General features: G+C 56.6%; 14 protein-coding genes and 1 tRNA gene. 9 read left to right on the top strand and 6 right to left on the bottom strand.

Annotated elements, in window-relative coordinates:
* Positions 1–256: 256 nt before the first annotated feature.
* Positions 257–871, bottom strand: coding sequence for a protein-methionine-sulfoxide reductase heme-binding subunit MsrQ (gene msrQ / locus I9187_RS19735; protein WP_171181893.1), 615 nt, complete (start codon positions 869–871; stop codon positions 257–259).
* A 4-nt stretch (positions 872–875) separates the two neighbouring features.
* The gene (gene msrP / locus I9187_RS19740) at positions 876–1,778 is read right to left on the bottom strand and encodes a protein-methionine-sulfoxide reductase catalytic subunit MsrP (RefSeq protein ID WP_171181896.1); all 903 of its coding nucleotides are present in this window, start codon (positions 1,776–1,778) and stop codon (positions 876–878) included.
* A gap of 300 nt (positions 1,779–2,078) precedes the next feature.
* Here msrP and I9187_RS19745 point away from each other — a divergent pair, with 300 nt between their 5' ends.
* Entirely contained in the window at positions 2,079–2,894 is an 816-nt protein-coding gene (locus I9187_RS19745; RefSeq protein ID WP_171181897.1) for a cyclase family protein, read from the top strand.
* Between the two features lie 129 nt (positions 2,895–3,023).
* Complete coding sequence (locus I9187_RS19750; protein WP_171237857.1) at positions 3,024–3,671, top strand: NAD(P)H-dependent oxidoreductase; 648 nt, start codon at positions 3,024–3,026, stop codon at positions 3,669–3,671.
* A 59-nt stretch (positions 3,672–3,730) separates the two neighbouring features.
* On the opposite strand, the gene clpB is transcribed toward I9187_RS19750, so the two are convergent.
* Positions 3,731–6,349, bottom strand: a complete 2,619-nt coding sequence (gene clpB / locus I9187_RS19755; protein WP_171181901.1) for an ATP-dependent chaperone ClpB — start codon at positions 6,347–6,349, stop codon at positions 3,731–3,733.
* A gap of 126 nt (positions 6,350–6,475) precedes the next feature.
* Positions 6,476–6,793, bottom strand: a complete 318-nt coding sequence (locus tag I9187_RS19760; RefSeq protein WP_171181903.1) for a hypothetical protein — start codon at positions 6,791–6,793, stop codon at positions 6,476–6,478.
* 140 nt (positions 6,794–6,933) lie between these two features.
* Between I9187_RS19760 and pyrF the strand changes: the two genes are divergently transcribed.
* Both pyrF and I9187_RS19770 read left to right on the top strand, forming a co-directional pair.
* Complete coding sequence (pyrF, locus tag I9187_RS19765) at positions 6,934–7,638, top strand: orotidine-5'-phosphate decarboxylase (RefSeq protein WP_171181905.1); 705 nt, start codon at positions 6,934–6,936, stop codon at positions 7,636–7,638.
* Between the two features lie 336 nt (positions 7,639–7,974).
* Positions 7,975–9,228, top strand: coding sequence for a DNA polymerase IV (locus tag I9187_RS19770; RefSeq protein ID WP_171237859.1), 1,254 nt, complete (start codon positions 7,975–7,977; stop codon positions 9,226–9,228).
* A 2-nt stretch (positions 9,229–9,230) separates the two neighbouring features.
* On the opposite strand, the gene I9187_RS19775 is transcribed toward I9187_RS19770, so the two are convergent.
* Positions 9,231–10,091: an N-formylglutamate amidohydrolase gene (locus I9187_RS19775; RefSeq protein WP_171181907.1), complete on the bottom strand. Its 861-nt coding sequence runs from the start codon at positions 10,089–10,091 to the stop codon at positions 9,231–9,233.
* A gap of 148 nt (positions 10,092–10,239) precedes the next feature.
* On the opposite strand from I9187_RS19775, the gene I9187_RS19780 reads away from it, so the two are divergent.
* The 5 genes from I9187_RS19780 to I9187_RS19800 all read left to right on the top strand — a co-directional run bounded on the left by I9187_RS19780 (position 10,240) and on the right by I9187_RS19800 (position 12,962).
* Positions 10,240–10,314 (top strand) — tRNA-Val (locus tag I9187_RS19780).
* Positions 10,315–10,404: 90 nt separating this feature from the next.
* On the top strand, positions 10,405–10,530 hold the full coding sequence (ykgO, locus tag I9187_RS19785) for a type B 50S ribosomal protein L36 (protein WP_008755722.1): 126 nt from the start codon (positions 10,405–10,407) through the stop codon (positions 10,528–10,530).
* A 226-nt stretch (positions 10,531–10,756) separates the two neighbouring features.
* A complete protein-coding gene (locus I9187_RS19790; RefSeq protein WP_171181909.1) occupies positions 10,757–11,773 on the top strand; it encodes a Fe(3+) ABC transporter substrate-binding protein in 1,017 nt (338 codons plus the stop codon).
* A 116-nt stretch (positions 11,774–11,889) separates the two neighbouring features.
* A complete protein-coding gene (locus I9187_RS19795) occupies positions 11,890–12,444 on the top strand; it encodes an XRE family transcriptional regulator (protein ID WP_171181911.1) in 555 nt (184 codons plus the stop codon).
* On the top strand, positions 12,441–12,962 hold the full coding sequence (locus I9187_RS19800; RefSeq protein ID WP_209940304.1) for a GNAT family N-acetyltransferase: 522 nt from the start codon (positions 12,441–12,443) through the stop codon (positions 12,960–12,962). The genes I9187_RS19795 and I9187_RS19800 overlap by 4 nt, the downstream gene beginning before the upstream one ends.
* A 15-nt stretch (positions 12,963–12,977) precedes the next feature.
* Here the strand turns inward: I9187_RS19800 and I9187_RS19805 are convergent, their stop codons facing one another.
* On the bottom strand, positions 12,978–13,844 hold the full coding sequence (locus I9187_RS19805) for a phenylalanine 4-monooxygenase (RefSeq protein WP_348540161.1): 867 nt from the start codon (positions 13,842–13,844) through the stop codon (positions 12,978–12,980).
* Positions 13,845–13,883: the final 39 nt, after the last annotated feature.

The raw sequence follows: 13,883 nt of genomic DNA on the forward strand, positions 1-13,883 counted from the left end.
TGTGTCACCGCCGCTTCCGCAGCGTCCCAGCGCCTCAGCAGCGCCGGTGAAGGGGGTTCTAAGGTTTACTCCCAAAACCCGCAACCCAAAAAAACAAAAAATCAAAAGTTTTTCTCTGATGCAGATTTTTATACTTAAAATCAATTAGATATGATGGAATTCTCTCGCCCAAAACCGCCTAAACCAGCCAAGAACACTCGAAACTTCAGAGCCCTGCCCCCTTATGCACACGGTTAACCACAGACTCGGCGTCGATTCAGGCGGAGTCTGCAGTTTTGCTTCCGGAAACGAGTCTTGGAGTCGGCAAACGCAAGGCAAGAAGTGTGAGAATGATCGTCAGATAGACAAGCGGCTCGATCTGGAACCCTTTGGCCAGCATCACGAAGTGTAAGGCACCCAACAGAGCGACTGGGTACACCAAACGGTGGAGCTTGCGCCAACGCGTCCCTAACCTGCGCACCGACCAATTGTTGGAAGTCACCGCCAGCGGCACCATAAGAAGGAAGGCCGCCATGCCGACCGTGATATAAGGACGCTTGAGAATATCCGCCCAAATCTGACTGGGAAGCTGTACATCCAAGATCAGCCAAACAAGAAGATGCAGACTGACATATGAAAATGTCAGCACTCCAATCGCGCGCCGGAACTTCATCAGGTTCAGACCCGCAATCCGGCGCAGGGGCGTGATTGCCAGACCAGCGATCAAAAGTTGCAGGGCCAGTTCGCCATAGCGATGCTCCAGCGCTTCGATCGGGTCGATACCCAGCCCCCCGGACAGGCCGAGGTAAAACAGCCAGGGCGCAGGTAGCGCGCCAAGCAGGTAAATGGCCCATACCGGAATACGGCGGAATATCTGGTTCACGGCCTGCATGGGCTTAGTAGTTTTTGGCCAGATCCAAGCCTTCATACAGGCTGGCGACCTCTTCCTCGTAGCCGTTGAACATGAGAGTGGGGATTCGTTTGGCAAACAGACCGCCGCCAATGCGACGCTCGGACGCCTGAGACCAACGCGGATGATCAACCTTCGGATTCACATTGCTGTAAAACCCGTATTCGCGGGGGTTCGACATGTTCCAGCTTGTGGGCGGCTCTACATCGGTCAGCGTGATGCGCACGATCGATTTGATCGACTTGAACCCGTATTTCCACGGAACCACCAAACGCAAAGGCGCGCCATTCTGGTTCGGAATCGTTTTCCCGTAAATTCCGGTGGCTATGAACGTCAGAGGGTGCATCGCCTCATCCAGACGCAAGCCTTCACGATACGGCCATTCAAGAATGGGGAAGCGTGTTCCGGGCATCTCATCCGGGCGGTACGCGGTTTCAAAGGCCACATATTTCGCACTCTCCTGAACTCCGGCCATATTCAGCAGGTCGGCGAGTTCGAAACCGTTCCACGGAATGACCATTGACCACGCTTCAACACAACGGAAACGATAGATCCGCTCTTCGATGGTCATCTCAGACAGAATATCCTTAAAGTCATACTCACCCGGGCGATCCACCAAGCCGTCGATCTTGACGCTCCAGGGTTCGGTCACAAGAGAACCGGCATACTTAGCAGGGTCATCTTTTCCGGTCCCGAACTCATAATAGTTGTTGTAGCTCGTGATCTCTTCCCATGTATTCGGTTCCAACGCGTCTTGCGCTGCAGCCGGGCGCGCCATCGCGGTTAGCCCAACACCTGCCAGACCGGCCATCACCTGCCGCCGGTTCAGGAACGCCGCCTTTGGCGTGACGTCGGCTTGTGTCAAAGTATTGGTCCAGCGATGCGCCATGTATGTCTCCGTCGTGTCCACGTGTCAGTCTTGACTTAATGCGCTGATAGCACAGCGCCAGCGAAACAGGCGTAACGATTGAGCGAAGTGACTGTAACGTTCTCAAATCGGACGCCTCGAAAAGACCGGAGCATTCTGCCTGTTCAGCTCTTCTTTTCGACTGCTTTGGCCGAGCTATTTATCGGAAACCTTTACAAAAGCGCCTACCGGACTGCACTCTGTCACGCAGGCATCGCACGCGTTCCTGCGCGTTGCTTGTCTGTTATTGTAGCCGTTTCGCCGCAAAAGGGAGGAAGAACTATGTGTGACATCTGTGTAATGAATGCCGTCAAGGACAGGATGCTGTCTCGGCGCGGGTTCTTCAAAGCTGCAGCTGCGACAGGCGTTGCCGCCGTCGCAACCGGTGGTACGGCCCCCGCATCGCTGGCCGCAGGACATGGCGGCATCGAGGATATGACCCACACGCTCAGCCCGGAATTTCCGACATGGGGCGGTGACCCTGGCATTTCGGCAGAACAGGCTTTCAACTTTGCAGATCACGGTTTCAACCTGTTCAATTTGTCGATCAATGAACACACAGGCACCCATATCGACGCCCCGCTGCACTTTTCCGCGGATGGCACATCGGTCGATGAGATCCCGGTCAACGACCTGGTCGCGCCATTATGTGTAGTCGATATCGCCGCCCGCGCGGCTGAGGACGCAGACACACGAGTCACGCCAGACGATCTGAAGGCATGGATATCGGCGAACGGAGACATCCCTGACGGTGCCTGCGTGGCGATGCATTCCGGCTGGGGCGGAAAAACAGCCACAGATGAATTCCGCAACTTCGATGGCGAAGCGCAGCACTATCCCGGCTTTCATGTCGAAGCGGCGCAGATGCTGATGGAAGATACCGGCGCGCGGTCGATTGCTGTGGATACGCTGTCGCTGGATCACGGCATGTCGGCAGATTTTGCCACCCATTATGCGTGGCTGCCTTCAGGCCGGTTTGGGATTGAATGCCTGGCCAATCTGGATCGGGTGCCGCCATCCGGCGCGACGCTGGTCATAGGCGCGCCAAAACACGCAGGCGGTACTGGCGGCCCAGCGCGGATTTTTGCGCTAGTGTAAAAAACTGCACAAAATAAAATTAAGGCTCACCCTGATGGTGAGCCTGTTTTGAACTGATCCCCAGCTGTCAGGATGTTCTGCTTGACCTAAAGGTACCTTGAGCAATCAAGGTGCCTCGGGAAAGCCAGATTGAATCAGAAAGTCCCGATCATGCACATCCTGACCGTCCTTGACCATCCAGACCCAAACTCATTTACCGCCGCCGCAGCGCGGATGTTCATGGATGGTGCGAAGGCAGCCGGTCACACGACAGAATTTGCTGACTTGCATGCCGAGGAATTCGATCCGCGTTGGACTGTGGCGGACATAGAGGGGGATTCGGCGTCCGCACCACTTGCAGACATACGATACGAGCAAGAACGTATCTCTCGCTCGGATGCTATCTGTCTCGCGTTTCCGCTTTTCTGGTGGGGAATGCCGTCAATGATGAAAGGTTGGGTTGACCGCGTCTGGTCATGGGGTTGGGCATATGATCAGTTGGATGATCGCGAAAAATCGCTGCAACGGCCCAGATCCGGGGTCTTGCTGATACCCGCTGGCGCGCGATCCGACGAAATGGAGGACGCCGGATATCTGAATGCAATGGAAACCCTCTGGACACAGGGCACATTCGGATATTTTGGGTTCTCGCCCCGCAAGCTGGAAATCCTCTGTGGATCCACAGGGTCAGAAGAACGTCGCGAAGCCCTTCTGGAGCAAAGCTACAACGCAGGTCTGACCATACCGCCACCTCGGCAGCCCAGAGGTTTATGGGCGCAATGGAACATCAGGCATTGATATATGGTAGATGCTGAAAAAAGACCCGCTGAAACAGCGGGTCTCTCTTTCCGTTTTGATCAATGCACCACGGCATCATCCGGGCGAGGTCGGTCTGACGTGCCCAAACGGTCGCCTATGATCAGACCATCGGTTCCGGCGGTCACCGGAACGGTCTCTCCATCCTTGATCTCGCCGGCCAGCAGCGCTTCGGCCAGCGGGTTCTGCAAGGCGCGCTGAATCACACGCTTCAAGGGACGCGCGCCAAAGACCGGATCATAGCCTTCATTGGCCAGCCACTCCTTGGCACCGTCGTCCAGCACCAGCTCGATCTTGCGAGCAGCCAGTCGTTTCTGCAGACGCGCCATCTGGATATCAACGATGCCATCCATATCGGCCCGCTTGAGCCGGTCAAAGATGATGGTCTCGTCCAGACGGTTCAGGAACTCGGGCCGGAAATGCGCCCGGACCGCATCCATCACGTCACGCCGCGCTTGCGCGCTGTCCGCACCTTCGGGCAACTGGCTCAGCGCCTGAGAGCCGAGGTTCGAGGTCAGGATGATCAGCGTCTGCTTGAAGTCCACGGTGCGGCCCTGACCATCGGTCAGAACGCCATCATCCAGAACCTGCAACAGCACGTTGAACACATCAGGGTGCGCTTTTTCGACCTCGTCAAACAACACAACCTGATAGGGCCTGCGCCGTACGGCTTCGGTCAGCACACCGCCTTCGTCATAGCCGACATAGCCCGGAGGGGCACCTATCAGACGGGCAACCGCATGTTTTTCCATGAACTCGGACATATCGATGCGGACCATCGCATTGTCGTCGTCGAACAGGAAATTCGCCACGGCTTTGGTCAGCTCTGTCTTACCCACACCGGTCGGGCCAAGGAACAAGAACGAGCCCAGCGGACGACCTTCGTCGTTCAGCCCCGCACGCGCACGACGTACGGCATTGGCGACAGCGGTCACCGCTGCATCCTGACCGATCACGCGAGAATGCAGATCATCTTCCATCCGCAGCAACTTCTCGCGCTCACCTTCCAGCATTTTCGAGGTCGGAATACCCGTCCAGCGTTCGACCACAGCAGCGATCTGCGTCGGGCGCACCGTTTCCTCGGCCATCATGGCGTTGCTTTCGGCGTTTTCGGCCTCGGTCAGCTTTTTCTCAAGCTCTGGGATGACGCCATAGGACAGCTCACCGGCCTTGGCCAGGTTACCTTCGCGCTTGGCGATTTCCAGATCAGCCCGCGCTTTGTCGAGCTGCTCTTTCAGATCACGGGCACCAGCCAGCTTGTCGCGTTCGGCCTGCCATTGGGCCGTCATCTCGGCAGATTTCTCCTGCAGGTCGGCCAGATCCTTTTGCAAGGTTTCCAGACGGTCCTTCGAGGCCGCGTCGTCTTCAAGCTTCAGCGCCTCTTCCTCGATCTGCATCTGCAGGATCTGGCGATCCAGCTGGTCGAGCTCTTCCGGCTTACTATCCACCTCCATCCGCAGGCGCGACGCTGCCTCATCAACAAGGTCGATGGCTTTATCTGGCAGGAACCTGTCAGTGATATAGCGATGCGAGAGCGTCGCCGCCGACACCAATGCCGAATCCGAGATGCGCACGCCATGGTGCAGCTCGTACTTTTCCTTGATGCCCCGCAGGATGCTGATCGTATCCTCGACGGTTGGCTCGGTCACCATCACGGGCTGGAACCGGCGCGCAAGGGCCGCGTCTTTTTCAACATATTTACGGTACTCATCCAGCGTGGTCGCGCCGATACAATGCAGCTCACCCCGGGCAAGCGCGGGCTTGATCAGGTTGGCGGCGTCCATCGCGCCGTCGGACTTCCCGGCCCCAACCAGCGTATGCATCTCATCGATGAACAGAATGATCTCACCAGCGGCCTCGGTCACTTCGGTCAGAACGGCCTTCAGTCGTTCTTCGAACTCACCACGGTACTTCGCACCAGCAATCAGCGCGCCCATGTCGAGCGCGAGCAGCTTCTTGTCCTTCAGCGATTCCGGCACGTCGCCGTTGACGATGCGCAGGGCCATTCCCTCGGCAATCGCGGTTTTACCCACGCCAGGTTCCCCGATCAGAACCGGGTTGTTCTTGGTGCGGCGCGACAGAACCTGCATCGAGCGGCGGATTTCCTCATCCCGCCCGATGATCGGGTCAATCTTACCTTCAGCCGCAGCTTCAGTCAGATCGCGCGCATATTTCTTGAGCGCGTCATAGCCCTCTTCCGCCGATGCGGTATCAGCGGTGCGACCCTTGCGGATGTCATTGATCGCCTCATTGAGTTTCTGGGCAGACACCGCACCAGCCTCCAAAGCGTCCTTAGCTTTGGATTTCACCATGCACAGCGCCATCAGCACCCGTTCAACCGGCACAAAGCTATCGCCCGCTTTGGTGGCGATCTTCTCAGCCTCGTCCAGAACTTTGGCGGTCTGTCCGTCCATGTAAATCTGGCTCGCGTCGCCGCTGACCTTCGGGATTTTGCCCATCGCGACGTCCAGCGCCTCGACCACGCGGTTGGGCGCGCCGCCAGCACGTGTGATCAGGTTGCTCGCCAGCCCCTGATCGTCATCCATCAATGCTTTGAGTATATGTGTTGGCTCCAGCCTCTGGTGCCCCTCGCGCAGCGCAATGGTCTGCGCAGCCTGCACGAATCCCCGTGCCCGCTCGGTGAACTTGTTCAAGTCCATGATATTCTCCTTTTCCAAGCGCCCCGTTTTGACATGCCCGCTTGGCGGCACATATCGGTCGAAGCCTCACATTCAATCTGGGAAATATCTTTGCCGGTTCAAGAGGCTAAGACGCAGAAATCGCCGTCATTCGCGCTGTATGGTGTAGACGGTGTAACCTCCGGTCTCGGCGACCTGAACCGCACCCAGATCATCCACGAGGGACTGTGCCGCCGCGCTTCCTGTCGGGCATGACACCAGATCAGCCGTATGGTCCAGGAATTCCACGGTAAAACCCGTTTCGCCCGTAAGCTGGCACCAATCATCCTCGGACCTGTAGCCACCCACAAGACGCAGATCATCATTTGTGGGTGCAGGAGCAGCCCCGGTTTCCGGTGTTTCGGGCGGGGTTTCGTCACATGCAGCCAGCGCAACCAATACGCCCAGCACAACCAGCTTTTTCATTTTCTGTCCCTTGCTGTGAAATCAAATACTCAATACCCGGCACGATAGCACAAAATGAACGTGCCCGCGCCCGGCTTCGAAGATGGACAGAACCGCCCGAACCCGCTAGGAGGCAGACGTTTGCCAAAAAGGAGCGCCCCATGTCCGATGATCGCCTTATCGTCGCCCTCGATGTCCCTAACGCCCTGCAGGGTCTGGCCATGGCTGAACGGCTGGGCGACAGCGTGTCCTTCTACAAGATCGGCTTGGGCATGTTGACGGGTGGCGGGCTGGCTTTGGCCAATGAGCTGAAACAGGACCACGACAAACGTATCTTTCTGGACATGAAACTGTTCGACATTGGCAATACGGTTGAAAACGCAGTGCGGGGGCTGGCGCAGTTCGATCTGGATTTCCTGACTGTACATGGCGACCCACATGTTGTGCGCGCCGCCAAAGAAGGTGCATCGGGCAAGGATTTGAAAATCCTTGCTGTGACCATCCTGACTTCGCTGAACCGCGACGATCTGGACGCCAGCCTGATCAAAGCTGGCGACGTGCAGGACCTGGTGGTCGAACGCGCAGCCAAAGCGCTGGAGGCCGGGGCTGATGGCGTTATCGCCAGCCCGCAGGAGGCTGCCCTGATCCGCGCACTGCCTCAGGCCGACGGTCGCCTGATTGTCACCCCCGGTGTGCGTCCAGCAGGCGCAGCACTTGGTGATCAGAAACGAGTAGCAACACCGGCCAACGCGATTCGGAATGGTGCGGATCACATCGTCGTGGGCCGTCCGATTTATCAGGCAGAAGATCCAAAAACCGCCGCCGAGGCTGTTCTGGCCGAGTTAAATTCTCTGAAAGTGCACTGACCATTTCAAGTGTTTCGGACGGTTTTCGTGTTCGAGTTTCACCGCAACAAGTTGACGTTGCGTCAATTTTTTGCAGAACCGCGCCAAATCGTCCCTGTGCCAGAAAACACACATTCAAAAGGTGAGTTTTGGCGACACGGCCTTCCACCTATCGAAAACCGAAAAACTTAGCGATTCTTTGGGGAAGTTACTCCCCAACGGACCATTTCTTCCTGAGGTTCGTTACTTCCCCCCGCCACATTGCGGGGGGTTTTCTTTTCCTCAATGACCTATGATCGAAGTTGAGGAATGTTATAAAGAAACCCCAAGCCAACTGCGGAGCGCATGAGGACGCAGATGCCCGGTCTTTGCCGAGATTGCCTGACACCTTCAAGGAACGAACGTCGCTGTGCAGCCTGCGGCAGCCCAAGGGTCAAGTCGCACCCTGAACTGTTTGACCTGTCCATCGCGCATATGGATTGCGACGCCTTCTACGCATCAGTGGAAAAGCGTGACAATCCCGAGCTTGCGGACAAGCCCGTCATCATAGGTGGCGGGAAGCGGGGAGTTGTATCGACGGCGTGTTATGTGGCGCGCATACGCGGCGTCCGATCGGCGATGCCCATGTTCAAGGCTATCCAACTCTGCCCCGAAGCCGTCGTGATCAAACCACGCATGTCTGTGTATGCCGAAGTATCGCGCGAGATACGCGCCATGATGGATGAATTGACGCCGGTCGTGGAACCGCTGTCTCTGGACGAGGCATTCATGGATCTTTCCGGCACCGAGCGATTGCACGGGGTACCCCCCGCGATCATGCTGGCGCGGCTGGTCAAACGAATGAAGGAAGAGTTGGGCGTGACCGGCTCTATCGGGCTGAGCCACAACAAATTCCTCGCCAAGGTCGCGTCTGATCTCGACAAGCCGCGCGGCTTCTCTGTGATCGGCAAAGCCGAGACGGCAGATTTTCTGAACGACAAACCTGTGCGGCTGATCTGGGGTATTGGCCCCGCAGCGCAAGAGTCGCTGGAACGGGCCGGGATTCGAAGCTTCAACGATTTGCTGCGGTGGGATCAGGAGGCGCTCACCGCGCGCTTTGGAGCGATGGGGTATCGCCTGTGGCATCTGGCCCGGGGACAGGACAAACGGCGTGTCTCGGCCCATGAGCCTATGAAATCCATCAGCAACGAGACCACATTTTTCGAAGACACAGCTAACCCTGAAATTTTAGACGGACATCTGTGGCGCATGGCCCTGAAAGTCTCGGACCGGGCCAAGGCCAAGGATCTTGCAGGGCGGGTTGTCACGCTCAAGCTCAAGAAGGCCAATCACAAAACCCTGACAAGACGCGTGTCCCTTCGGGATGCGACGCAGATTGCCGACCGGATCTATCGCACGGCAAAGGGGCTGTTCGATCAGGTGGGTGATCAGGGACCCTATCGGCTTTTGGGATGCGGCCTGTCTGATCTGTGCCCGGCTGATCAAGCTGATATGTCGGGTGATCTGCTTGATCCTGGTGCATCCCGCAGATCGCAGGCTGAACGTGCAACTGACGAGATCCGCCAAAGGTTCGGCTCAGACGCCATTGTGAAAGGTCGCGCGCTGCGCTGAGGTTATTCGGCCGCCAGACGAACCGAGTCCGCTCCGATGTTGGCAATCTCGCGCACCACCTGCCGCAGAAGTTTCGCAAACGCCATGAAATTGGAGTTTGGTGCGATCCTCTCTTCGTCCATATAGAGTGCGCGGTCGATCTCGATCTGGATTGCATGCTGATGGCGACCGGGACGTCCGTAAGTCTGAGTGACATAAGCCCCGGCAAACGGTGCATTGCGCGCCACGTTCAGACCTGCCGAAACAAAGGCCGATTCAACCAGATCCACAATTTCCGAAGACGCCGACGCGCCAAACCGATCCCCCAGCACGATTTCGGGCCGCTTGCTGCGGGCTGTACCGGCCATCGAAACCGCCTCATGCGGCATAGAATGGCAATCCACCAAAATCGCCTGACCGAACTTTTCATGCGATTCGTTCAGCAAAGACTTCAATCTCGCGTGATAAGGGCGCCAGTAGGTGTCGATACGCAGCCGCGCCTCATCCATGGTCAGCTTTCCACTGTAGATCGCCCGACCATTGGCCACGACGCGGGGAATCACCCCCAGCCCCGAAGCGACCCGCGGATTATGTCCATGCCGGCGCGCGCCGCTGATCAGGGCGGGGTCAAGTTCATCCAGGCTGCGATTCAAATCCAGATATGCGCGGGGCATGGCCGCTTTGATCAATGGCGCACCGCATTCAGCAGCAGGCGCAAATAGTTGATCCACAAAGGCATCTTCGGATGAACGAATCACGTTTTGGTTCAGAACCGAACGCTTCAGAAAGGCCGCCGGATACTCTCGCCCGCTATGAGGGGACGAAAAAACCACGCATGAACTGCGGTTTTCGGGCATATCCAATACAAAGGCTGCGTTCTGCATGATTTCTCCATGTTCGTAATCAACATAGACTGGAAAATTGTTCTTCCAAACCCCTTGAACCCCTGAACGACTCCTTTTATAGACCCCGCTACCGGCGCGGTGATCCGCGCCCCATTTCGTTATGGGGCTGGGCACGCAAAGGGAAAGTGGGCGGTTAGCTCAGCGGTAGAGCACTTCGTTGACATCGAAGGGGTCACAAGTTCGATCCTTGTACCGCCCACCATCGTTTCACTGTTCCGGGTTTCCGGGGCACCCGCTAACCCAGGCGCTGGCCACGTCCTTGATGAAGGCGCCGCAGATTGGAGACAGACCCATGAAGGTCAAGAACTCGCTCCGCTCGCTCAAGAACCGGCACCGTGACTGCCGTATTGTGCGTCGCAAAGGCCGCGTCTACGTGATCAACAAGACGCAGCGCAAGTTCAAAGCCCGCCAAGGCTAAGAACTGCGAAAAATCGTTTTCAGAAACCGCGCCTTCGAGCGCGGTTTTTTTTGTTTTTTTGGCACCTTTATCGTGAAAAGAATCCTGAAAATTAGAGAAAAGCAGACTTGCGACCATTTTGACCAAGTAAAACTGTCGGAATTTCTTGCATCCAATGTGAAATAGTATAATTGAGCAAAACAGTCGGGTTAATCTCCGACACGAAATTCAATTGTTGGAGTACACTATGCTGAAATCCACAACCTGCCTGGCTGCCGCCCTGTCGGCATTGGTTGCCACCACCGCTGTCGCTGAAGGTGAACTGAACCTGTATTCATCGCGCCACTATGACACTGACGAGCGCCTCTACACCGATTTCGAAGAGGCCACTGGCATCACCATCAACCGAATCGAAGGCAAGGCCGACGAGCTGATCGCGCGGATGGAAGCAGAAGGCGCCAACTCGCCCGCAGACGTAATGCTGACCGTTGACACCTCACGTCTGGCGCGCGCCAAGGACGCTGGTATCCTGCAGTCGATCGAAAGCGCAACTCTGGAAGAGCGTATTCCTGGTAACCTGCAAGACAGTGACAATCAGTGGTTCGGCTTTTCGCAGCGTGGTCGGATTATTTTCTACAACAAGGAAAACGTCACCAACCCACCGGCCACCTATGCCGATCTGGCCAAGCCGGAATACAAGGGTCTGATCTGCATCCGGTCTTCGACCAACACGTACAACCAAACCCTGTTGGCATCGATCATTACCCATGAAGGCGCGGATGCGGCCAAAGCCTGGGCAGAAGGTATCGTCGCCAACATGGCACGTGATCCACAGGGGGGTGACACCGACCAGCTACGCGGCATCGTTTCGGGTGAATGTGACATCGCTGTATCGAACACGTATTACTTTGCGCGCGCGGTCCGCAAAGATGTCAAAGGTCTTTCGGCGGATCGCGACATGATCGGCTGGGCTTTCCCCAACCAGGACAGCTATGGCGCGCACATGAACCTGTCGGGCGGCGGCGTTGCGGCACATGCACCGAACAAGGAAAACGCGGTCCTGTTCCTTGAATATTTGGCAAGCGATCAGGCGCAGCAGTACTTCTCTGCGGGGAACGATGAATACCCGGCCGTTTCAAGCGTCGAATTGGCCGAGTCGGTTGCCACCCTGGGTGAGTTCAAGGCTGACGAAGTGAACCTGTCCGAGGTTGCCAAGAACATCCCCGAAGCGCAAAAGATCTTTAACGAGGTTGGCTGGAAGTAACCGCCCAAATCGTTAATACCCATGAAGGGCGCGAGATTCTCGCGCTCTTTTTTGTTTACATTTTGTTTATTTCGTATAATTTTTCTCATATCTGAGAAATTTTCTACTAACTGCCTATGCTCGACACCCTTTCAAATCGCCTTGCCAATCGACTGAATGAGCTGCGTCGCGGGCGCGGGTGGTCTCTGGACCAGTTGTCTGAACACAGCGGCATAAGCCGTGCCACACTATCTCGTATGGAAAAAGGTGATGTAAGCCCAACGGCAGAAAACCTTGGCCGTCTCTGCGCGGCTTACGACTTGCCGATGTCACGTCTGCTTATGATGGTCGAGGACAGTTTTGACCCCAAGATCCCGTTTGAACGCCAAGCCGAATGGAGCGACCCTGAAACAGGCTACACCCGCCGTGCAGTGTCCCCCCCCGCGAATGGTCTGAACGCCGAAGTGGTGGAAGGCCACCTGCCTCGGAACACGGTCATCACCTATGATACGCCCCCCAAATCCGGGCAAGAGCATCACCTCATTCTGGTCGACGGCGCGCTTACGCTGACGGTCGACGGAACACCACACACCCTGAACGCAGGGGATTGTATGCGTTATCACCTGTCTGGCCCGACCCGGTTCGAAACAGGCACAACGCGGGGCGCCCGGTATCTTCTGGTGCTGGTATGATCACACGTTTAACCGGATCCGAATTTGATGCGGCACTGGATGACCTGACCGTGATTCTGCACACCTGTGTTCATGACGGGGCCAGTATTGGCTTTATCCTGCCGTTCACCCAAGAAGACGCGCGCTACTATTGGCAACAAAACGTGCGGCCCGGCGTGAACGCAGGTGCATTGGAAATCTTTGCAGCGTATGACGGTCCACGCGTTGTGGGCACCGCGCAATTGATACCAGCGGCAATGCCCAACCAACCCCACCGTGCCGATGTGGCCAAGCTTTTGGTTCATCCGAACGCCAGGCGCCGCGGATATGGCCGCGCTTTGATGGAGACCCTATTTCAACGCGCGCGCGACTTGCACCGCTCGACTTTGGTGCTGGACACACGCAGCACCGATCCCTCTCGGTTGCTGTACGAAAGCCTTGGGTTTCAGATTGTGGGGGAAATACCAAAATATTGCCAAAACCCGTTCGAACCCAGGTTGGAGCCGACGACATACATGTACAAAGACCTGTCCGCCTGACGGTGGACTGCGTGATTACTCGGCTGCCGCGACCTTTGCGGGAAACTTGTTGGGCAGCAGCCCCAAACCACGCGCGTTCCGAATATCGGCCAGAAGGTCGCGCTCGGCCGCTTCGAACAAATCCTCGGGATCATCCAGAACAAAATAGCCCATCTGATGCATGTCGATACGGTACGGTGTTCGCAAGATGGTTAGGATATCGAACGGGTCCCGATCTGGAATGTCACTGCTCACGGCATAAACCAGCTCGGTCGGAGAAGACGCTAAGCCCGATCCCAGTGCTTTGATCTGGCCATCCTGGCGGCGTAAACCAAACTCGATGGAAAACCAGTACAACCTGATCAGCCAAGCGTAATCCGCATCTGTCGCCTGCTGGCCTGCCTGCCCGATGGCGTGGCTAAACGCGGCAAAACGCGGGTCGCTCAGCAATGGGGTGTGACCGAAGATCTCGTGAAAGATATCCGGTTCTTCGATATAGTCGAAATCCTCGCGCGACCGGATAAACGAAGCTGCGGGAAAAACGCGATCCGCCAGCATACCGAAAAAAGTCTTGAAACCGATCAGCGCCGGTACTGGCTGCACCCGCCACCCCGTCAGGTCCAGCAACCGATCCGAGATATCCGCGCAGCACGGCACCTTGGTTTTGGGCAAGTCCAGCCGGGCAAGCCCGTCCAGGTATTCGCGCGCCATATAGCGCTGCACATTATCCGCCTGCGCTGCGTAAAGATCGGCCCAGACAGCGTTTTCTTCGTCGGTATAGGCTATGCGGCCGCGCGCGTCAGCGACCTTGGCAACGTACTTGGTCGATTTGGGCATCCGTTTCCTCCTGCTTAAATACAGGATACCGCGCCCGGCGCGGTGGATTTGTTTTGATAACTGAATTTATTTCACTAAAATGAAACAATTAATCCGGTTGGTGAC

Origin of the sequence: Ruegeria sp. HKCCE4148 (assembly GCF_017872495.1) — a bacterium.
In the GTDB taxonomy this organism is placed as follows: domain Bacteria; phylum Pseudomonadota; class Alphaproteobacteria; order Rhodobacterales; family Rhodobacteraceae; genus Ruegeria.

What these genes read in the sequence shown, in the direction of transcription:
- I9187_RS19790 (WP_171181909.1), top strand. Translation starts at nt 10,757, where the DNA reads ATGCTGAAATCCACAACCTGCCTGGCTGCCGCCCTGTCGGCATTGGTT.
- msrP (WP_171181896.1), bottom strand. Translation starts at nt 1,778, where the DNA reads ATGGCGCATCGCTGGACCAATACTTTGACACAAGCCGACGTCACGCCA.
- I9187_RS19795 (WP_171181911.1), top strand. Translation starts at nt 11,890, where the DNA reads ATGCTCGACACCCTTTCAAATCGCCTTGCCAATCGACTGAATGAGCTG.
- pyrF (WP_171181905.1), top strand. Translation starts at nt 6,934, where the DNA reads ATGTCCGATGATCGCCTTATCGTCGCCCTCGATGTCCCTAACGCCCTG.
- I9187_RS19760 (WP_171181903.1), bottom strand. Translation starts at nt 6,793, where the DNA reads ATGAAAAAGCTGGTTGTGCTGGGCGTATTGGTTGCGCTGGCTGCATGT.
- I9187_RS19745 (WP_171181897.1), top strand. Translation starts at nt 2,079, where the DNA reads ATGTGTGACATCTGTGTAATGAATGCCGTCAAGGACAGGATGCTGTCT.
- ykgO (WP_008755722.1), top strand. Translation starts at nt 10,405, where the DNA reads ATGAAGGTCAAGAACTCGCTCCGCTCGCTCAAGAACCGGCACCGTGAC.
- I9187_RS19770 (WP_171237859.1), top strand. Translation starts at nt 7,975, where the DNA reads ATGCCCGGTCTTTGCCGAGATTGCCTGACACCTTCAAGGAACGAACGT.
- msrQ (WP_171181893.1), bottom strand. Translation starts at nt 871, where the DNA reads ATGCAGGCCGTGAACCAGATATTCCGCCGTATTCCGGTATGGGCCATT.
- I9187_RS19800 (WP_209940304.1), top strand. Translation starts at nt 12,441, where the DNA reads ATGATCACACGTTTAACCGGATCCGAATTTGATGCGGCACTGGATGAC.
- I9187_RS19775 (WP_171181907.1), bottom strand. Translation starts at nt 10,091, where the DNA reads ATGCAGAACGCAGCCTTTGTATTGGATATGCCCGAAAACCGCAGTTCA.
- clpB (WP_171181901.1), bottom strand. Translation starts at nt 6,349, where the DNA reads ATGGACTTGAACAAGTTCACCGAGCGGGCACGGGGATTCGTGCAGGCT.